Raw genomic sequence first — 21,583 nt, forward strand, 5'->3', positions numbered from 1 at the left:
TCATTTTAACCTGCGCTGCCAAGGAAGCCGTAGCGGGCAACGATAAGGATCGCCAACACCCACATGAGCCAGTGGATCTTGTAGCTGCTCTGCTCCCCTTTGCCTGTTGCATTCGCAATGGTTGCAAGCACAACATAGGACACAATACCGAATGAAATGCCGTTCGCAATATTATAAGTGAAGGGCATTAGCGCAACCGTCAGGAATGACGGTATCGCATAGACCATATCGGAGAAGTCAATTTCCTTCACCGACTGCATCATAAGCACGCCGACAATAATGAGCGCTGCAGCAGTAGCCGAGCCGGGAATAAGAGAAATAAGCGGCCACAGAAACAGCGCGGCCAGAAAGCCGCAGCCTGCGGATACTGCCGTTAAGCCGGTACGTCCGCCCTGAGCGATACCCGCCGAGCTTTCGACGAATGCAGTAACCGTGCTTGTCCCAAGCATTGCGCCGCCGCTGACTCCGATTGCGTCCACGAACATCGCTTTGCCGATCCGCTTCTTCCCTTTTTCAGGGTCCTTCATGAATCCGGCACGCTGCGCAGTTCCGACCAGCGTACCGAACGTATCGAACAGCTCCACGAAAGTGAACGTTGCGATAACGGAGATCAGACCTACCTCGAACACGCCTGCGAAGTCAAAGTTCCAGAAATTAAGCTGGCTGAAATCCGGCAGCCACGTTTGGCCCTCCAGCCCTTTGCTCACATCAACATCGCCTGTAAGAATCGCGACAATCGTCGTACCGATAATGCCGAACAGAATCGCTCCCGGCACACGAAGCACCATAAGAACGGCAATAAGCAGCAGTCCGACCAGCGTCAAATATACGCTTGGGTTCGCAAGATCCCCCATATGGAAGACCGTTTCAAATCCGAGCACATCCGTGAAAACGCCCTTCTCGATATCCGTAACCTTATTCTCGACCGCAACCGTCAGAACACCGCTGTTCTTCAAGCCGATAATCGTAATGAACAAGCCGATACCTACCGTAATCGCATGCTTCAGGCTTTCCGGAACGGCAGTAATCAGCATTTGCCGGATTTGCGTCACCGTTAGAATAATGAAGATAATACCCGAGATAAATACAGCAGTCAGTGCCATAGAAGGCGTAATCGTCCCATTCGATGCCAATACCGTTGCGGCAAAATAAGCGTTCAATCCCATGCCGGGAGCAAGCGCTACCGGGAAATTGACGAACAATCCCATAGCAATCGTGAATATACCGGCAGCCAGCGCAGTAGCAAGAAACACCGAGTACGCGGTTAGTCCGGCACCTCCAAGAATGCCGGGATTGATGGCAAGTATATAGGCCATCGTCATGAAAGTCGTGAGACCTGCCATAATTTCTGTTCTTACATTTGTTCCGTGTTCCTTCAGACGAAAGAAACGCTCCATTCTTTTATTGCCTCCCCAAAAAAATGTGTTCAGAACAAACCAAAAAACCTAAGAAATAATGCCGCTACGAGCATTCTCTCCTAGGTTCCGCGTCAAACAAGAAAAATATGCATACGACGGACCGTAGCCGTATCCACTCTTCCTGTTTTTCGTAGCCAGATCATTTACGGTGACCTCGTAGAGACTCCCAAGCCGATTCTTGAGATTATACGAAAAGATGCAGTTTGAACGATAATCAAACATCATTCTAAAGAGGGTTCGACAATACGTCAATATGTAATAAACAATTCGATTGGCTTCATTGTAATTTAATCCTTTTTAATCCAGTAATACAATACAACAATCCGCTTATGACCAGGAAATTTTTGTGTGCGTTAGAGGAAGAGTGCCCTTATGACTCAAGGAGCAGTTTTTTCTGAAGTTGACTCGGATCGGGGATTATAATCAGCTTATTGCGGGTTTCAATTAATCCTTCCTCCTGAAGCTCAAGCAGTACCTTCGACACCGTCTCGCGTACAGCCCCAACCATTTCAGCCAATTGCTGATGGGTAACCTTCCATTCCACAGGCGCTTCTGAGCGCTGTTTGCTGCCGGGGGAATTCGAGACAGTGGCCAGCTTCTTCACAATACGTGTTCGAACATTGAGAAAAGTCATATCATAGACCTGCTGGTTGGCCTGCCTAAGACGTTCCATCGTGTAGTCCAGCAGATGAATGGCGAGCCGTGGATTCGCTTCAATTAAGTTCTCGAAATCCGTTCTCCGCAGAGTCAGCACCTTCGTAGTCGCCATCGCTTCCGCAGTTGCCGAGCGTACAAGACCTGGCTTAATGAGCGCCATCTCGCCAAAATAATCTCCTTCGCGCAAATAAGCAAACACAACCTTCTTCATACCTTCAAACGTATAAATATTAATAGCGCCGGAGCGGATAAAAAAGATTTCATCGCCAGCATCACCTTGAAGGAAGATAATCGCGCCTTTCCTGTACGTCTTCTCCACGATATAAGGCAGAATACGATCAACCACATTGGCATCCAGTTCATTGAAGAAAGGGATCGTCGCCTGCAGCTTCGCCGTATCGACCTTTACATTACTTTTGGTCAACACCATCAACTCCTAATTAAAGTACACCACTAAGCACCGGCTGCCGATCGATCTCCTTGCACCGAGCAGTCTCATCGTTCAGCACAACCTCTTTGATCATGATCGAGTTCATCTTCATCAGGTCGATTCGCATATCGCCATCACGCATGACGACAACCGGCCTTGTTGGATAGTTTTCGTCCACAGCACATACTCTGCCAGTCATGCCGTTCGAAAGTTTGACAACCGTTCCAACGGGATACGGTGTAATGCACTTAATAAATGCACGGACAACCTCAATATCGTAGGATGTGTCTACTTTCGACATGACGTACTCAATCCCTTCATGCGGGAGACGATTCATGCCGATTTCATTAATGAAATGATCAAAATCATTGGAAATCGCAACAATCTGGGCGGATTGGCGGAATGCCTCGCCGCGAATCCCGAGCGGGAAGCCGGCTCCATTGATCTGCTCATGGTGCTGAAGCGCAATATGGGCCGACAGCAGCGGGATATCATGATTCCGGCGCAAGAGGTCAAAGCCAACCTTCGGATGATCAAGCGCAGGATTGGCAGCATCCGGGGATACATATCCGATATCATGCAGCAGCGCGCCGATTGCAACCGTACGCAGATGCTCCTCAGAATAATTGAGCTTGTGTGCAGTTAGCACAGCGAGCAGGCACACATTAATACTGTGCGAGAGCAGATAAGAATCCGGTTCGCGCAGCTCCTTCATCTGAACGGAAGATTCCAGATCATTGCCGAACCGGCGGGCAATTTCATTCGCAAGCCGGGTGACCGGCCCGCTGTTGAACGTGCCTTTCAGCGCCACCTCGCTGAATACCGATTTCATCACCTCATGCGCATTTTCGCGCAGCGAACGGATATAGCCATAATCCCCATCATTCGCCGTATCCTTCACGTCAATTTCATTGTCCCGGCGATTATCGATATCAACCTCATTAATGCCGATCTTGTACAAGCCTTCAATCAGCTTACTCGTCAAAACGATGCCTTTAGCGAGCGCAAGCCTTCCGTCGCTGCTGTATACATGCTGGCCCAGACGATCACCATCAACCAACGCCTTAACAGGAATATAACTCATGTCCATCACTCCATAAATAGTTCTAAAGTCTGACTTCATAGTGATTTTAACATAGGAAAATAACCATTTTCTGTGACCATGGCTACATAAAATGATAAATTTCTGTTAAAGACAGGGTTAAATTCGACATATTTCTTCATGAAAAAAGAGGCTGTCCCGAAAGTCCTTTTTGGAAATCTCGGTTCCCACTTTAAGAAGCGGTACGATGTGGAATGTTGTATGGGGAATGCCTGCCAAAGTGCAGGTATTATCGAGTTCTTGGCCTACTGAAGAGCAAATGCCTGCCAGAGTGCAGGTATTTCACCTTTATTTCCCCTTAGCGGCCGATTTTTTCTTAAATTCATGCATGATCGCAGGAATTGTACCATTATGGCGTCTTGTAACCGAAATTCATGCACATTCGCAGGCTTCTTACTACGTCACGCTGCCTTCAAAACACTAGAGTCCTCACTAATTCCCCCCTATACTATTGAAAAAGATGCTTCCAGTCTCACTTTTTAGTGGTTTGGAGGCATCTTTTCACCGTTTCTATTTCCCATTACTCTCTTTACAAATCTCTCCGCTTTATAGTCCTTGCGAATTTCATGCAAGACAGGATTCGTCGACTCACTCCATGACTCCAAAATCATGCGCGGCTCTGTTTCAATCACATCCTTTACAGCTTGAATATCATCTCTTTTGAATTCCTCTATGATTTTTATTAAATCAGCACGATCTAACAGCTTTACATGGTTAATTCCGGCGAGCGTTTCACATGCTTCTGTGAATCTTGCTGTAGCTATTACCATTGATTTCCTAGCTTTGTAGTATCGCATGCACGAGAAAACTTCCTGTACCGCACTTATGCCAACGGGATTGTCTACAGAGTAACGTTTCGCCTGTATTACGTTTCTAATGCCCTGACGATCAGTAAATACAATATCCGCTCCAAAATCACGACTACCCACCGTTTTGTATACTCCAGAATAGCCTAATTCAATAAATAACCTATACAGATATAATTCAAATTCAGAACCATCAAGCATATTGTCAATATCAGTAATGCTAATTGCTTTCAAATCATGATTCTCTGGTAATGACTGACTTTCGTTTTTCGATTTATTGTGAATCTTGTAGCCGAATAATCCAGCGATCAAGATTACTACAAAAATTAATATTAAAAATATACCCAAGCGATTCTACCTCCACTTCAAATCAACGCGATAATTTTTCGAACCAATACCGAAGATGCCGTATATATACTGAAACTACTATGTGATCTATTTGAGAAGTTCCACCTGTTCCCTCGCGTTGTCGCTCCTGTATGCACTTTTTTGATATGAAGCTGTGTCATATCTCTCCTTGATTTTAGTCATAAAAAACTCCCTTCTATTTGCTAAACCACGCAGATAAAAGAGAGTAATTTTTTGCACTCTATTGTTGCAGGTATACGTGGGGTTTCAATGTCGCCAATGCTGACAATCCTTATGTAACAAGGATTGTCAGCGATTAACATCATCAATCATACCCGACCTATTCCCACTCGATCGTAGCAGGCGGCTTGGACGTTACGTCGTAGACGATGCGGTTGACGTTGTCGACTTCGTTGACGATACGAACGGAGATTTTCTCAAGCACGTCCCATGGAATGCGGGCCCAGTCTGCTGTCATGCCGTCGATGGAAGTGACTGCGCGAATACCGACCGTGTACGAATACGTACGGGCATCGCCCATAACGCCTACGCTCTTCATGTTAGGAAGTGCGGTGAAATATTGCCAGATCTCACGATCCAGGCCTGCTTTGGCGATTTCTTCACGCAGAATGGCATCCGAATCACGGACAATCGTCAGCTTCTCGTCGGTTACCTCGCCTAGAACGCGGATAGCCAGTCCAGGTCCAGGGAACGGTTGGCGCCAAACGATTTCTGCTGGCAGACCGCATTCTTCGCCGACCTTGCGAACCTCGTCCTTGAACAGCGCTTTGAGCGGTTCAACGAGCTTGAACTTGATATCTTCAGGAAGTCCGCCGACATTGTGATGCGACTTGATCGTTTGAGCTGTAGCAGTTCCGCTCTCGACGATATCCGTATAGAGCGTTCCTTGAGCGAGGAATTCAAAATCATCAAATTTCTCCGATTCCTCTTGGAACACATAAATAAACTCATTGCCGATGATTTTGCGTTTCTGCTCCGGATCATCAATGCCTTTCAGCTTGCCTAAGAAGCGTTCACTAGCATCGATCTTAACGACCTTCATATCAAACTTGCCGACGAACGTTTCCATAACGCTCTCCGCTTCGCCCTTGCGAAGCAGGCCATGGTCGATAAACATACAAGTCAATTGATCACCGATCGCCTTATGGATCAGCATAGCGACAACGGAAGAATCAACACCGCCAGACAGAGCGCAGAGCACTTTGCTGTTGCCGACTTGAGCACGGATATCGCGAATCGTATCATCGATAAAAGACTCCATGCTCCAGTTGCCTTCACAGCCGCAAATATTATAGAGAAAATTACGGATCATTTCGTTGCCGTATTCGGAGTGACGCACTTCCGGATGAAATTGCACGGCGAAAAGCTTGCGCTCCGCGTGGCTCATAGCGGCGATTGGCGCATGCTCGGTGCTTGCGTCAACGCGGAAACCAGCTGGTGGCTCCACGACGAGATCGCTGTGGCTCATCCAGACCGTTTGACGGCTTTGCAGTCCTTGAACAAGGTGGCTTCCTGAGACAAAATCAACTTCGGCCTTGCCGTATTCGCGTTTGCCTGCGCGTTCCACTTTCCCTTGCAGTTGATGGGACATCAGCTGCATGCCGTAGCAAATGCCGAAGATCGGCAGACCGAGATCATAAATAGCAGGGTCAACGAGTGGCGACTTCTCCTCGTACACGCTTGCCGGTCCTCCCGAGAACACGATGCCTTTGGGCTGAAGTTCACGGATCCGTTCTACCGGCGTGTTGTACGGCAGCAGTTCGCTGTACACACCCAAGTCCCGAATACGTCTTGCGATTAACTGGTTGTATTGTCCGCCGAAATCGAGGACAACAATCATTTCATTTGGCTTATCCATTAACAAGGGCCTCCCTCAAATCAATGTGATCATTATATAGTTTGAAGTTTAAGCCAGTCAAGGCACGCGCTGTGCTTTCGCACTTACTTTACATAAAGCAGAATCGCGGTTTGATCCCGGACAGCCGATGGAGGGAGTTTACATGTGGCGTGGCAGCCTTTTGGGCCACTATCCCCTTCGTTCAGTTTATTGGAGCCGGGCGGGGTTGCCTGGCCTTTGGGCCACTATCCCCTTCGCTCAGTTTATTGGAGTTGGGCGGGGTTGCCTGGCCTTTGGGCCACTATCCCCTTCGCTCAGTTTATTGGAGTTGGGCGGGGTTGCCTGGCCTTTGGGCCACTATCCCCTTCGCTCAGTTTATTGGAGCTGGGCGGGGTTGCCTGGCCTTTGGGCCACTATCCCCTTCGCTCAGTTTAGACTTATTACATGTTGATGGGCAGGAGTTTCTCATTTTCACAATAACTTGCTTTACGACAGGAAACGATCTACGATTGGCGCTTAGTTGGAGCCATGAGAAGCTTGCCAATCACGAATCTGAGCAATGGGGATAATGGGCAAAAGAGGCTCCCCCCCTGGTTAGTCGTTTTGCGGGAAGCACTTATCTGCCCCGCAGCGCATCCTCACCCTCGCCATATTCAACTTTCAATTTCAACATCGACTGCAAAATCGACTGTATCTTTAACTTCAACAAAAATGTCCAAGCTATAATCGCTTAGGCCCGCTTATCGGCTCTTGTTTAATAGCTGTCAGTAGCCTCTTAACTTCCTCTTCTTTAGGCAACTGCACCCACTCCAAACTATAACGCGCCTGCTCCTCCCAGCAAATGAATTCTCCCACAAGCTGGGACAACTGCGGCGGCAGCGACAATGCCGCCGCATATTCACGTGCGGTGCTGTGCGATAATCTCGCACCGCATCGTCTGTACAGCTCGCGCCAGCAGACATCCGCGAGCTGTAGCAATTGACTGCGGGCCGCTGTGCGCCGGCCCGCTTGGAGCGCGCTGCCGTATCGGCGCAGCGCGTAGGCGAACGCTATGCGTTCGCGTCTGCGCCATGCCGCCGCTGTCAGCCCTGCGGCGGCTATGGCGCCTGCGGCTAGCGCGGCCACGGCCCAAGGCCTGGCCGCCGCTGCGCCGAGGACCGCTTGAGCGAGGGCATGCGCCCCTCGCGCTGCGGCTTCGGCGGCCCGTATCGCGGCCGCCTGCAGCTCTGCTGCGCGCCCTGCAAGCCCTTGGGCGCGCGCAGCATGGCCTGACGCGGCGGCGTTGCCGGGTGCCGCCGCATCAGGTCCTTGCGAAGCAGCATCGGCCAATTCGCCCGCTGCTGCTTCGCTGGTGACGGCGCCGTCAAGGCCCGTCGGCGCCACAAACCCCGGTGTCGGCTCGAACGGCAGCCAGCCGACACCCGGGAAGAAAACCTCAACCCACGCATGCGCATCGCTTGCGCGCACCGTGTACTGCTTTTGCTCCAAAGAATGCTGATTCCCATACTGGTCCTGATTCCCGTCCTGCTTTTCCTCCCCGTACTGGCCCACCAACTCAGCCCTGCCGCCACCATCTGCTCCAACACCGCTTCGCCATTCTGTCCCGCCCGCTCTGCTGCTATCCCCTATCACCCTGTTAGCAGCTTCGAGATGAACTGTTTCGACCACATTTTTGCTCTCTGCAGCTACATCGCCTGCCGTCACCATCGGAGAGGCTTCCCCAGATGCATTGTCCCTTTCCCCAGTGGCAAACCCCTTCACATACCGAGCCGGGATACCTTGTGTTCTGAGCATAATTGTCATCGCAGTGGCGAAATGCACACAGTACCCTTTGCGCTGCTGGAACAAGAAGTGATCGACAAAATCCGCTCCCTCAGGCGGAACCTCGGTTTCCGACAGCGTATAGGAATAATTGCGGCGCAAGTAAGACTCGATCGCTTTTACCGTCCCGTACCGGCTGCCATCCCCCTCATCCGCGACCTGTTCCGCTAATCTGCCAATTCGTTCAGGCAGCGAAGCCGGAAGCTGGGTGTACTCGTCCCTTATTGCAGAAGGATCAGCCTCTATCTCTCCCCTGCCCTGCCAAAAAGCTGCCGCAATCTCCGGTATTTTCGTCTCGATTGTATACGTTCGGGGTATTCCGTCCTCAACAGCCGGAAATAACGCCCCTGTATGCAGATCAACGCGGTAATAGCCCGTTTTGCCTGAAACAGCATTAGTTTGCTCCCCGACAACTGCCGCAACAGCACCGGAAGTAAACAGGGGCCATCCTTGCGGCATCGGGGAAGCCATCGTTATCGTGTGCCTCAGCAGCCGTGAACGTGATTGCGCCACATCACCGGAAGCTTGCGCCGCTCCCACATTCTTCTCTGCGTTGGTTGCAAACGGCACCACGGTTCTCAGCTGGATATCATGTGTCCGCTGCGTCCAGCCCCTGCCATCGTAATAACCTTTACTGTCCCCTCGCCAGTACATCGGTTCAGGTGATTGCACGCGAAACAATACCGTTTCATTGCTCGCAATCGCAGCGCCCGGCGCACGATCATCCAGACCATACCCCACTTGCCCCATCACGCTTGATCGGCCAGCATCATCCGCAGCAGCCTGCAAGGCGTCATGATTCGCCGTTGTTATGCCTTTCGACGAGAGATGCTTCTTGCTCCAATTCACCGTTTCCACGGCCCATGGAGGCGGTCCCGAAGACTCCGGCTTGCCCCATGCCGCCCCAGCTCCCACCGCCACAACCAGCACCACCAGCCAAACAGCCCCGCTCCACCATCGGAAGGACCAGCCCGCAAACGAATTCCAAGAACCGCCGCCCGCTGCTGATCCTGCCAACGTTCCTGTCCCTGCTAACGCCTCTGATCCTGTGCCTGTTCCGTCCCCCGCCGCTGCCCCTATGCCCGTTTTTTCTGCCCTTGACCCCGCTCCCCCGCTTGCTCCCGCCCCATCATAGCCGCCCAACAGCCGCTCAATTCGCGGAACGGTCAGAAGCACGCTCAGCAGCAGTCCTTCCGCGATCGCCCGAACCAGGCCGGACATAACATCCAATCCGAGAAAGGCATGCAGCACCAGCAAATAAATAGCTGTTATTGCAGTCAACCCAAGGCCCCATTGACGCAGCCAGACTAATGACTGCACCGCCGTTACCATCATGCCAACACCAGCAAACATCAGCAGCGTTCTTGTCTCTCCGCTAAACAGCAAGTCCCCGCCTGCAACCCCCAACATATCCTGCCAAACAGCTTCGGCAATCTGGAATAATGGTGCCCCTGCTCCTGACGCCTGCTCCCCGTACAAAAAGAGAACAGCACCCAAGCACACGGCGCTGTTCAACAGCAGGGACACCAGCAGCGGCAGCACAAAAAGCCCTACCGCAAGAAACCCCGCAACAGCTGCTATGACCGGACCAATCCGGTACAGCTGCGTGTAGGCTTCCAATTGCGCGAGAGGCAGCACCCATTCTGTAATCAGGCCAAGCAGCAGCAGGCTCGTCACAAGCCGGGGAGCCGCCATGCTGAAAAACTGCCCCTCCTTAACGGTCTGCAGCTGCGCTTTAACGACAGCAGCTGTCTTCCCGACAGCTGCTGTCTCTCCATAACCACTATCCGGTTGTCGCGCAAGCATCGCAGTCCCCTCCTTCTATAACCGGCTGATTCCGGTAAGCGGCATGAAGGGGCAAATAGGCTACATACCCGCCGAACCACTTCCCCTGCTGCTGCCCGCCGCTCGGACCTGGAGCTTCTCCTGCGAGCCAGAAATGCGCCCTTCCACCCCGCACCGCAGCGAATTTCGCCGTTCGTTCCATCATGTCCTTGCCCTCACCGCTATGGGCGATGGCTCCCCCAGTTATGCAAACAACCTTTGCAGCCTTAGGAATTCGGCTTATCACTGCCACCAGCCATTCGGCAAGCGGCCGCTCCCCATCTGCGCGAAGACGGGCCAACCGCTGCTCTGCTTCACGCAGAGCGTCCCGGTCACCCGCTTCGATGTGCAGCCGCAGCTCCTCTTTGCTGCTGCACATCAGCTTGACGCCTCTTCCTGAATCGAATACGGTGCGCAGTGCCAGAGCAGCCCGGCCGACGCATGCATCGAACATTCTTGGATCTCCCCCGAACATGGCGCCCGACGCATCCAGCATAATGATCGTATCGCATGGCGCGTCTGATTCGCTCACTCTTGTCTGCATGCCAAGTCCTCTTGCCACCGCTCTCCAATTCACCCGCCTTAGAGGATCTCCGGGCACATATGCCCGCATATCCAATCCTCCTCCGGAGAGCCCCGCTGCCCTGGCAGCTGATGATAGCGGCGCTCCGTTCTCAGCGGCCAAGGCAGCCTTGGCCGAATGGATGCCAGGCAGCCATTTTCCTAAGGCAGCCTCCGGCGGCCTCGGCATGACCAGCCTGCTTGCCGGACACTCGATACGAAAGGTTCGAACGGTCATTCCCAGCAAATCACCAACCATAATCCGCACAGGTTCAAAGGACAGCTCGCCCCGCTGAACTCCTTTGACTGTATACGCAACGGTCTGCTTCTGTCTGAACCAGGGCAGCAGCACTCTCCTGTAAAGCAGAGATGGGCCGGCTTCTGACGTAACATTCACGATCTCATCGCTGACAGCCAGCCACATAAAGGGAAGTGGTCCCGATGATGAGATAACGAGCCGGATTCGCAGCTCATCCCCATCTGCCAGCACCTTGGCCGTTTCAAGGAATCTCGCCGCTTCAATCCGGCCGATCATTATGCAAGGCGCGAGCAGGCAGCCCAGCGCCAGAACAGCCATAACCCCAAACAGCAGCCATTCCACAGCATGTCCCCGTGACCAAAGCGCCGCTCCACTGGCAATCAGCAGGAGCATTAACACCATTTGTCCCCAATGGCGGCTTCCCACATGCCGCGAACGCGCTTTGCCAGGCGGGACTCCCCCTTTCGGGCCGCTCATCGCCTCCTCCGGCTGCTGTCACCTGCTGGCGCTGGAATCGGCTCCGCCGCAATCATTCGGTCGAGCAGCTCCGTCGCCTGCAGCCCGGCTGCAGCCGCTTCGTCCTTCATCATTAGCCGATGCGCCAGAACGGATTGCGCCGTTTCCTTGAGATCGTCCGGCACTACGAACCGCCGCCCCGCCACATAAGCAGCAGCCTGCGCGGCACATACCCAATCGCGAGTGGCACGCGGACTCGCACCAAGCAGCAGCTCGGGAGCCGAGCGCGTTGCGCCTGCTATACGAACCGCATAGCCAAGAAGCGATGTATGCACATGCACAGACTGGGCATCGCGCTGCATTCTCAGCCATTCCTCCGGAATGACGACCGGGCGCAGCTGCTCTGGCTGCAGCCGCTGCGCTCCGTTCTCCAGCATCGATATTTCATCTTCAACCGACGGATAACCGACGGACAACCGCATCATAAAACGATCCAGCTGCGCCTCCGGAAGCGGATAGGTTCCATCGTCACTGAGCGGATTCTGGGTCGCCAGCAGCATGAAGGGCTGCGGAAGCTGCATCGTCTCGCCATCCGCCGTCACGCTTCGCTCCCCCATCGCTTCAAGCAGCGCCGATTGCGTGCGCGGCGGTGTGCGGTTGATTTCATCCGCGAGCACAACATTAGCCATCAGCGGCCCCTGGCGAAAGACCAGCTCTCCCCGCTTTCCGTCCCAGACCAGCCCTCCTACGACATCAGCCGGCAGCATATCCGAGGTGAACTGGATACGCCGGAACTCGCCGCCCATGACACGGGCAATAGCCCGGACAAGCAGCGTCTTGCCGACTCCGGGAACATCCTCCAGCAGCACATGGCCGCCTGCAAGCAGCGCCACGAACATACGGGTCACAACATCGCTTTTGCCGATGAACACACTATTCACCTTAGCCATCATCAGCTTCAGCAGCTGACTGGATGCCTCCGGCCAGCTATCTTGGTCAGACACTGCCGGAAACACTCCTGTTTGCCCGGCTTCTGCAGATTGTTTAGGAATCATGGGACATCCTGTCCTTTCTCTGCCAATCTCGTTTCTGCTCTAGCATCATTCCTCTTGCTCCGCTCTAGTTGTTCTTTCTATCGTTCTTCTTATATAGCATTTTCTCTATTAACAGTTTCGCCAGAGTACCGCCTGTTTACACCTGCCAGGGAAGAAAGAATTTGAGCACATTCCTGCGATAATACAGTTTTTCTCTCACTTCGGGCTGCTAATGACAGAATGCCTGCGAGAGAGCAGGAACTTTACCATACTTCACCGAAATCGACTAAATCCGCTCGCAATTCCTGCGTAATCGCAGGCATTCCCAATCTAACGCTGCTTTCAAACAAAAATCCCTGCACTTTTGCATCCTTCCTCCCTCAGTGCCCAGTGGCATAAAGAAATAGACAGAAAAAGACCGCCCTCCTGCTTGCAATTCGCAAGAGAAAGGCGATCTATTGGCATGCTATTCGATTGCGCAAGCCTGCTGGCATTGCTATTCGATTGCGCAAGCCTGCTGACATTGCTATTTGACTGCGCAAGCCTACTGTGGCATTGCTATTCGATTGCGCAAGGCCTGCTGGCATTGCTATTTGACTGCGCAAGCCTACTGCACTGCTATATTCCGCATGCCAGACTTGCACTGCTATTTGACTGCGCGAGCTGCTTCCAGCACCGTGTCTACGTGATTCTTAACTCTCACATTCCGCCATTCCTGGACCAGCTTTCCCTTCGCGTTAATTAGGAAGGTGGAACGAACCAGTCCCATATATTCACGCCCGTACAGCTTCTTCAGCTGCCACACGCCATACAGCTCGCATACTTTATGCTCCGTATCTGCAAGCAGCTCATAGGGAAGCTCGTATTTGGCAGCGAAGCGCTCATGCGTAGCCACCGGATCGTTGCTGATTCCCAGAACGACCGTGCCGCAATCTCCAAACGCAGCATACGCATCACGGAAATCGCATGATTCCTGCGTACAGGCCGGCGTCAAATCCTTCGGATAGAAGAACAGCACAACCTTCTGTCCAATATAGTCACTGAGCTTGATTTCCCGTCCGCCTAACGAGGGCAGCGTAAAATCCGGCGCTTTTCGCCCGACGAACGCTTTTGCTTTTATTGTAGCCACTGTTCCAATCTCTCCTTCTCCTGCTTGCGGCTCTAAGAGCCTGCTCCGCGATATCGTTTGACCCCGTGATTCCAGATGGTGATTCCGATGACAAGGACGACAATCCCCACAACTGGCGTAAACAAGGCAAGTGTCGTCAGCCCTTCCTCATGACGGTCAAGAAAATAGGAGGCAGGAATGACGCCGACGAAAGCGAATGGAAGCAGCCAGGTCAGCAGAAACCGGATCGTTTTATTATAAATATTGATGGGATAACGGCCATAGTTCTGAATATTCCACATCAGCGGCAGGATGCCCGTAGGTGCGTCGGAATAGAATGATATGGCTGTTAATGCCGTATACAGCCCCGCGTAGATCATCACCGCTCCAACCGTAAACACCACCAGCATGAGCGCATCCAGCGCTTCAAAAGGAAGTCCCAGCTGCGACCAGCTTATAATCATAATTACAGCACCGAATATCGAGCCGAAGATAGACGGCGGATCGATATTTTCCAGAACGATCTGGTACAGGTTGTAGGCGGGCCGCGTCAAAATCCGGTCCATCTCGCCTTTCACAATATATCGCTCACTGAAGCTCCACAGGTTGAAGAACGTCCCGAACACCCCATAAGGGATCATAAAAAATCCGTAAACGAACACCACCTCCGCCTCCGACCAGCCGCCGAGCGACGGTGTATGCTGGAAGACAATCAGTATGAAGATCAGGTTCAGCCCCTGGAACAGAATATCCGAGAGCACCTCGATCCAGAAATCCGCACGGTAGGTAAGCCGTGTTTTCGCATAATTTTTCATATATTCCACACATAACGACCAATAGAACATCATACGTTTAGCCCCCCTGCACGAACAGCCGGTATCTTGCCTGCCGCCATACCAATAGAATCGGGATGATGAGCACGAGGAACCAGATGACCTGTACTCCCAGCACACGCAGCGCCTCATCGCCCGCTGTCCGTCCCGTGAAGACCGAGCTTGGCAAATAAGTGATCGCCTGGAACGGCAGCCATTTCATCGTCACAGCAAGCCATCCCGGGAAGAAGGAGATCGGCACGACAACCCCCGAGAACAGATCGACCAGTACGCGCTTCATTCGCAGCATGCCCTCATTGTTCTCAACAAAGAATGCGAACAGCCCCGTCAGAATGTTGATCTGCGAATTAATCAGAAAGCTGAACACCAGCATGACAAAATACAATACCCACACGCCCGGCTCCGTCGGCAGCGTAACGGGGAACAGCAGGCAGACAATGATAAGACCTGGAACCATGAACAGCAGGAGACGGAAGATGCCTTCCCCGAAGCCCTGCATCATCTTCACCAGCAAGTAGGAATACGGCCTAATAAATTGAATCGCCACGCTGCCGTCACGAATTTCGCTGGCAATCTCGCGGTCCAGATTATTGAAGTAAAATGCGCGCGCCATCCAGGAGACGGCAACATAGGTCGTCATCTGAGCCAATGTAAATCCGCCCATGACCGTCTGCTCGCCGAATATGGCCTCCCACAGAAAATAGTAGGCCCCAATATTGATGGCATAAATAATTATGCCGCTGTAATAATTAACCCGATATGCCAGCATCATTAGGAAACGTATGCGGATAAGATCCAGGTAAGCGCTATTCATTGCCTTGGTGCGCCTCCTTGTCCAGTGCCACGACATTGCCTAATTTCTTCGTCGCTTCCGAAGATGCCGATCCGGACTGATAAATCTCCCGCACGATCTCATCGGTATTCGTCTCAACGATCTTAATATCGCGAATACCCGCTCCGCCGCCCACTACTCGTGCCAGCGCATCAGACACATTGACCGCATGGGGCAGAAACATCGTCGCCGTCAGTTCATTATCCTGCGACCACGACACACCAAGCCCGTCAGTCAGCACTCTCAGATTATCCAGCTGCGGATGCTCCGCGAATTGGAAATGAATCTCCCGCCCCTTGCTCCAGCGGGACTTGAGCTCATCCAGTCCCCCGTCATAGATGATGCGGCCGTCATCCAGCATAATAACTCGCGAGCATAGCGCCTCAATGTCCTGCAGATCATGTGTCGTGAGCAGAATAGTCGTCCCGTGCTCACGATTGATTTTCATCAAGAAATCCCGAATCTCCGTCTTCACTACAATATCGAGGCCGATTGTCGGCTCATCCAGAAACAGAATCGATGGATTATGCAGCAGGGACGCAACAAGCTCGCATCTCATCCGCTGTCCAAGACTGAGCTTGCGCACCGGACGGTTCAACAGCTCGCCCAGTTGCAGGCGCTCCACCAGCTCATCCAGCCTTTTGCGGAATTCGTCTTCCGGTACCCGGTACACCTTGCGCAGCAGCTGGAACGATTCGATAACACCGATGTCCCACCATAGCTGGCTTCGTTGTCCGAAGACGACGCCGATCCCTTTCACAAACTTCTCGCGTTCCTTGAAGGGGACGAACCCGTTGACCTTGATATGCCCTGATGTAGGAACAAGAATACCGGTCAGCATCTTGATCGTTGTCGATTTCCCTGCACCATTCTCCCCTATGTATCCGCAAATTTCTCCCTGTGGAATTTGGAAGGAAATATCCTTTACAGCCGTTATTTGATTGTATTCCCGCTTGAATAAGTCCTTTAGCGCTCCAGAGAGACCTTCACGGTTCTTCTGAACATTGAACTGCTTGCGTAGATCTTGAACATCAATTGCTAACATAATGGCATCCCTTGCCCCTTTCGCTCGACATTTCCTGGGAAATATCATCCTCTATCGATTCCAATAGATAAAACTTGCTTCTATACGACGTTACATTTTATAATTTTATGATATGTAATACTACAATAGATTTAAGATAGCGTAAATGAAGGCCTTAATCTTGTCGGATGCAGGCGCTATATTAAACACTGCCAAAGTCATTGTAGACCATTATAACACTGGATGGAACAGCTTGCAGAATGGGAGGAACAGAAGTGGCTCGCTCTAGACAACGCACGAAAGACGGCGCTAAGAAACGCAAACGGCCCTGGTTATGGGCGCTGCTTGGACTAGCAGTCGTAATAGCATGTATTGCCGGTTATTATATGTATAATATTTATAATTTTACAGAGGGTCTCAGCAAGCCTAAGGAGGATTCCCTGTTCGGACAATTCGAGGATAAAGAATCCGAGAAGCCGCCGGAGTGGGAAGGCTCGGAACGTGTCAACATTCTGCTGATGGGCGGTGACAACCGCGGCCTGGAGAAGAATGAATCTGCCCGTTCAGATTCCATGCTCGTCGCATCCATTGATCCCGTCACCAAAAAAATCCATCTGTTCTCCGTGCTGCGCGACACCTTCGTCCCTATAGAGGGGCATGGCGAAGGCCGCATTAATACCGCGCTGGCGCTGGGCGGACCGAATTTGGCGATGAAGACCATCGGGAATATGCTGGGACTGGATATTCAATATTATGTGTATACCGACTTCGAAGGATTCAAGTCGCTGGTGGATGCCATTGGCGGCATTGAATTTGATGTTGAGAAGAACATGAACTATGTCGATAATGCAGACGGCAACCGGTACGATATTCATCTGAAGAAGGGCAGACAGATGCTTGATGGGGAGAAAGCGCTCATGTATGTGCGATTCCGGCATGATGCAATGAGCGACTTCACTCGGACTGAGCGGCAGCGGAACTTCCTTGCTGCTGTTGCAGCAGAGCTCAAATCAACTTGGAGCTTGATCAATATGAAGTCTATTCTGGATAGCATCCAGCCATACATGGAGTCTAATCTGCAATCGCTGGATATTCTCAAGCTTGCCCAGCTTGGCATGGGCAGCCATATGGCGGGCTCAGCCCAAGTGCCGCCGATGGAATTGATCGGCGACAGGAATGTTGGCGGCGCATCTGTCCTTGCAGTCAGAGATGACGCCAAGCTGCTGGAATATGTACAGGAAGTATTGGCGAATGACACGACCGTGACCGCTCCGGCTGAGGGCAGCGGCGCAACCGATACGGATTCCAGTGCAAGCAGCAGTACGGATAAGCGTTAGCTGCGTGCCAGCATAACAGGAAAGAGGGAGGATTCGTAACCGTTCCGGTACAATCCCCCTCTCTTTGTCTTGTCTGAAGCAGCTCAATATCAAAGGAGGCTTCCCTATGTCCATCTCTCGTCCACGGTCAGAACAATTATATGCCGAGGCGCTCCAGCATATCGTTGGCGGCGTCAACAGTCCATCCCGCTCCTTCAAGGCTGTCGGCGGCGGCGCGCCGGTATTCATGAAGCGCGCACAGGGCGCGCACTTCTGGGATGTCGATGATAATCGGTATATCGACTATCTGTGCGCTTATGGCCCTGTCATTACAGGACACGCCCACCCGCATATTACGGCGGCAATTACGCGGGCAGCCGAGAACGGCACGCTGTACGGCACGCCGACAGAGCTTGAGATTGAGCTTGCCCGCATGCTGAAATCCGCGATCCCGTCCCTGGATAAAGTGCGCTTCGTCAATTCAGGCACAGAGGCCGTCATGACAACGATTCGCGTCGCGCGCGCCTACACGAAGCGCAGCAAAATCATCAAATTTGCCGGCTGCTATCACGGCCATTCCGACCTTGTCCTTGTTGCGGCAGGCTCAGGTCCATCAACGCTCGGCATTCCTGACAGCGCAGGTGTGCCTGCCAGCATTGCAGGCGAGGTCATTACCGTCCCGTTCAATGATCTGGGCGGCCTGGCGCAAGCACTTCAGCGCTGGGGCGATGAGGTAGCCGCTGTCATGGTGGAGCCGATCGTCGGCAATTTCGGCATGGTGATGCCAAAGCCGGGCTTTCTTGAGGAGCTCTGCCGCATGACGCGGGAAGCGGGAGCGCTAGTCATCTACGACGAGGTCATCAGCGCATTCCGGTTCCATTACGGCAGCGCCCATACCTATGACGTCTTTCCCGATAAAGCGGCCATTGAGCCTGATCTTACAGCACTGGGCAAAATCATCGGCGGCGGCCTTCCCATTGGCGCTTACGGCGGCCGCAAGGAAGTGATGGAGCAGGTTGCTCCGCTTGGCCCTGCTTATCAGGCGGGCACGATGGCGGGCAATCCCGCCTCGATCTCGGCAGGCATCGCCTGCCTGGAGGTGCTGCAAGCACCCGGCGTCTATGAGCGGATGGATGCGCTCGCCGTTCAGCTTGCCGATGCACTGAAGCAATCTTCTCTCAGCTATGGCATACCGCTAGAGATTAACCGGATACGCGGCTCGTTCTCAGCTCACTTTTGCTCGCATCCTGTAACGAATTATGATGAAGCACAGGATACCGACGGCGAGCTGTTCGCCCAGTTTTTCCGGCTTATGCTGGATCAGGGCATCTGCCTCGCCCCTTCCAAGTACGAAGCGTGGTTCCTGACCACCGCGCATACGGAAGAGGATATTGCAGCAACGATTCAGGCCGCGGATCAGGCTTTAAAAGTAATGGCTGGGAAGTAAAGGCCCCGAAATAATTGCATTGCCATCTGCTCTCGAGGAAAAAGAAAAAGCATGTTCCCAAGGTCAAAATGACATAGGAGCATGCTTTTATTTTGTACATCCTTAACTTGTGCAACCAACCGTATTAACCGATTGCATCCGCCTTCTCCAGTTCATCCAGAAACTGTCCATGAATATGACCGTTGGAGGCGACGACATGGCGAACGCCAAGGTCGTATGGTCTGCCCTTGATATCCGTTACCCGGCCGCCTGATTCTGCCACCAGCAGAGAGCCGGCAGCCAAATCCCACGAGTTCAAGCCGATCTCCCAGAAACCGCTCAGACGTCCGGCAGCCACATATGCCATATGAAGCGCTGCTGAGCCTCCTGAACGAATATTGCGCACTTGCGGAACGAGCGCCTGAAGCCCCTTCATATTAAGCGGCAGAGCGAACTGCTGATCTGCCGGGAATCCGGTGGCCAACAGACTCTCATTCAGCGTCGTCTCTTGCGAGACCTGCATCCGCTTGCCGTGCACATAAGCCCCTTTGCCCTTCTCCGCAACGAATAATTCATCACGGATGGGATCATACACGACCCCGACGATAATCTCGCCCCGATGGGCTAACGCTATGGACACGGAGAAGAAAGGAAAGCCGTGAACGAAATTGGTCGTACCATCTATTGGATCGACGATCCAAAGATATTCGGCATCCCGCACGTTGTCCAGCGCCCGCTGGGACGCTTCAGGCCCTGGCTCAACTCCTTCTTCACCGAGAAACGAGTGATGCGGAAAATGCGTCAGCACCAAGTTTTTTATCATCATTTCCGAGCCTTTGTCTACTTCTGTGCAAAGGTCTTGGGCAGAATATTTTACAGTTAGGCTTGTATGATTTCCAAGCTTTGTTTTGATCCATTCTCCCGCTTTAGCCGCACAATTAATGGCGACGGCGGTAAAGCTTTTGCCCCCGATTGTCGGGATATCATTCTGGTCACTCACCGTCTATCACACTACTTTCCTATGAGTTCGATCGCTGCCTTACTACTATACGTCAGCAATCCGTCAAAGTTTCGCCCGAATGTCGAATGGCCATGCCTCAACTTTGTACGATTCCCTCCACGATAAGTTCAATTCCGAGCAGCACAAACGATACGCGCAGCAGCCACAGCAGCCCTCTGCCTGTCATTCTGCCGGCAATGAACGCCCCGATTCTTCCGCCAGCCCAAGCGCCGGGAAGCAGCGCAAGCACGAGCCATAGATCTGTCTCCCCAAGCCAAGTGTGGACACCACTGCCGAGAATCGAGGATAAGAAAATAACAAACATGGACGTCGCAGTCGCAACATGAGGCGGATAACGGAACAGCAAGACCATTACCGGTACGAATAACGAACCGCCGCCAATGCCGAACATGCCCGATACCAACCCTACACACAGGCCTACCAATAGAGCGGGGAGCAGACCGTAGCTATACGTATGGACATTTCCCTCCGCATCCGTATAGGTTCTTATAATGGGCCACTGCTTTTGTATCGGCTTCATATAATCGCGTGCAACAAGCAGCCCTGCCATAAGCAGGATGAAAATGCCGAAGGACAACTGGAACATGCCGTTCTTGAATTGGCTCGTCAGCAATGATCCGATCATCGCAGCAGGACCGCTTGTGATAAACAGCAGCCAACCGCTGCGGAAGTCCACCCGTTTGCTCTTGGCATAGGCCAGCGTGGAGGAGAGCGCCGTTACAATGAGCACCGTCAGCGAGATGCCGACAGCCGTAGCATGATCGATCTCCGATCCTACCAGCTGCGGGCCCAGCAGGACGAGTGCGGGCACGATAATGATACCGCCGCCAAGACCGACTATGCTTCCGAACACAGCAGCTACCAGCCCCAGCAGGAGAAGAAACAGCACCTCCAGCATTACAATTACCCTACTTCCTGTCAGAATTGCCGAACCAATGCGGGAATGCTTAGAATCATTAATATTTAATAGGATGGCCTTTTATGAGCTTTATTCTACCGTCAAGCGCAAGCGCCGCATTAATCCGCTGCCCCAGCCCCGCAATAAGCCGTTTCCATATTCTATCTTACTCCAATTCGCCGCCCCATTGCCACTTTCCTCATTATGATCGTTTGAAACAGCTGCTGCAAAACAGAATTGCCTTCTTATCCCGTTAATCCTCATTGCGCCAGCATGTCCTGTATGTTGGGTGTATGTATGGTTTACATGCCTGCAGAGTCTGCACGTCTGCACGTCGGAATGTCGGCATGTCGGCATGTTTGCACATCGGCACGTTTGCATGTCTGCACGTCTGCTTCTCTGCATGTCGGCACGTCTGCTTCTCTGCATGTCGGCACGTCTGCTTCTCTGCATGTCGGCACGTCCGCACGTTCGCATCCCAACATACCTGCAAATGTGCATCCTTTCATCTCGTAAGTGTGCCTAATCTTGAATATTCCTGCGAAAGCGCA

Annotated in this window: 16 protein-coding genes and 1 riboswitch; of the genes, 2 read left to right on the forward strand and 14 right to left on the reverse strand. The window is 52.5% G+C overall.

The annotated features are described in order from the left end of the window. Positions 1-5: 5 nt before the first annotated feature. From K0T92_RS08940 to K0T92_RS08995, 12 genes are all read right to left on the reverse strand, one after another. A complete protein-coding gene (locus K0T92_RS08940; protein WP_219872096.1) occupies positions 6-1,397 on the reverse strand; it encodes an NCS2 family permease in 1,392 nt (463 codons plus the stop codon). 132 nt (positions 1,398-1,529) lie between these two features. Beyond that, positions 1,530-1,630: riboswitch (purine riboswitch) on the reverse strand. Positions 1,631-1,788: 158 nt separating this feature from the next. Beyond that, a complete protein-coding gene (locus K0T92_RS08945) occupies positions 1,789-2,499 on the reverse strand; it encodes a Crp/Fnr family transcriptional regulator (protein WP_246628002.1) in 711 nt (236 codons plus the stop codon). 16 nt (positions 2,500-2,515) lie between these two features. Next, positions 2,516-3,589, reverse strand: coding sequence for an HD-GYP domain-containing protein (locus K0T92_RS08950; RefSeq protein WP_219872098.1), 1,074 nt, complete (start codon positions 3,587-3,589; stop codon positions 2,516-2,518). A 497-nt stretch (positions 3,590-4,086) separates the two neighbouring features. Then, entirely contained in the window at positions 4,087-4,761 is a 675-nt protein-coding gene (locus K0T92_RS08955) for a restriction endonuclease (RefSeq protein ID WP_246628003.1), read from the reverse strand. 340 nt (positions 4,762-5,101) lie between these two features. Then, on the reverse strand, positions 5,102-6,640 hold the full coding sequence (guaA, locus tag K0T92_RS08960; RefSeq protein ID WP_219872099.1) for a glutamine-hydrolyzing GMP synthase: 1,539 nt from the start codon (positions 6,638-6,640) through the stop codon (positions 5,102-5,104). A 699-nt stretch (positions 6,641-7,339) separates the two neighbouring features. Beyond that, entirely contained in the window at positions 7,340-10,246 is a 2,907-nt protein-coding gene (locus K0T92_RS08965; RefSeq protein ID WP_219872100.1) for a transglutaminase-like domain-containing protein, read from the reverse strand. Continuing rightward, positions 10,224-11,561 carry a DUF58 domain-containing protein gene (locus K0T92_RS08970; protein WP_219872101.1) on the reverse strand — a complete coding sequence of 446 codons (1,338 nt, stop codon included), beginning with the start codon at positions 11,559-11,561 and terminating at the stop codon, positions 10,224-10,226. Before K0T92_RS08970 ends, K0T92_RS08965 begins: the two co-directional genes overlap by 23 nt. Further along, on the reverse strand, positions 11,558-12,544 hold the full coding sequence (locus K0T92_RS08975) for an AAA family ATPase (protein WP_343223672.1): 987 nt from the start codon (positions 12,542-12,544) through the stop codon (positions 11,558-11,560). The genes K0T92_RS08970 and K0T92_RS08975 overlap by 4 nt, the downstream gene beginning before the upstream one ends. A gap of 676 nt (positions 12,545-13,220) precedes the next feature. After that, a complete protein-coding gene (bcp, locus tag K0T92_RS08980; RefSeq protein ID WP_219872103.1) occupies positions 13,221-13,703 on the reverse strand; it encodes a thioredoxin-dependent thiol peroxidase in 483 nt (160 codons plus the stop codon). 32 nt (positions 13,704-13,735) lie between these two features. Then, positions 13,736-14,527: an ABC transporter permease gene (locus K0T92_RS08985; protein ID WP_219872180.1), complete on the reverse strand. Its 792-nt coding sequence runs from the start codon at positions 14,525-14,527 to the stop codon at positions 13,736-13,738. Between the two features lie 7 nt (positions 14,528-14,534). Beyond that, positions 14,535-15,329: an ABC transporter permease gene (locus K0T92_RS08990; RefSeq protein ID WP_219872104.1), complete on the reverse strand. Its 795-nt coding sequence runs from the start codon at positions 15,327-15,329 to the stop codon at positions 14,535-14,537. Then, entirely contained in the window at positions 15,322-16,392 is a 1,071-nt protein-coding gene (locus K0T92_RS08995; RefSeq protein ID WP_219872105.1) for an ABC transporter ATP-binding protein, read from the reverse strand. The genes K0T92_RS08990 and K0T92_RS08995 overlap by 8 nt, the downstream gene beginning before the upstream one ends. A gap of 254 nt (positions 16,393-16,646) precedes the next feature. Here K0T92_RS08995 and K0T92_RS09000 point away from each other — a divergent pair, with 254 nt between their 5' ends. Both K0T92_RS09000 and K0T92_RS09005 read left to right on the forward strand, forming a co-directional pair. Further along, positions 16,647-17,708, forward strand: a complete 1,062-nt coding sequence (locus K0T92_RS09000; protein WP_343223673.1) for an LCP family protein — start codon at positions 16,647-16,649, stop codon at positions 17,706-17,708. A 106-nt stretch (positions 17,709-17,814) separates the two neighbouring features. Beyond that, positions 17,815-19,134 carry a glutamate-1-semialdehyde 2,1-aminomutase gene (locus K0T92_RS09005; protein ID WP_219872107.1) on the forward strand — a complete coding sequence of 440 codons (1,320 nt, stop codon included), beginning with the start codon at positions 17,815-17,817 and terminating at the stop codon, positions 19,132-19,134. 124 nt (positions 19,135-19,258) lie between these two features. On the opposite strand, the gene K0T92_RS09010 is transcribed toward K0T92_RS09005, so the two are convergent. Next, positions 19,259-20,113 (reverse strand): inositol monophosphatase family protein, encoded by an 855-nt coding sequence (locus K0T92_RS09010; RefSeq protein ID WP_219872108.1) that lies wholly within the window; start codon positions 20,111-20,113, stop codon positions 19,259-19,261. A gap of 97 nt (positions 20,114-20,210) precedes the next feature. Then, positions 20,211-21,032, reverse strand: a complete 822-nt coding sequence (locus K0T92_RS09015; RefSeq protein ID WP_219872109.1) for a sulfite exporter TauE/SafE family protein — start codon at positions 21,030-21,032, stop codon at positions 20,211-20,213. Positions 21,033-21,583 lie beyond the last annotated feature (551 nt).

Origin of the sequence: Paenibacillus oenotherae, assembly GCF_019443105.1 — a bacterium.
In the GTDB taxonomy this organism is placed as follows: domain Bacteria; phylum Bacillota; class Bacilli; order Paenibacillales; family Paenibacillaceae; genus Paenibacillus_Z; species Paenibacillus_Z oenotherae.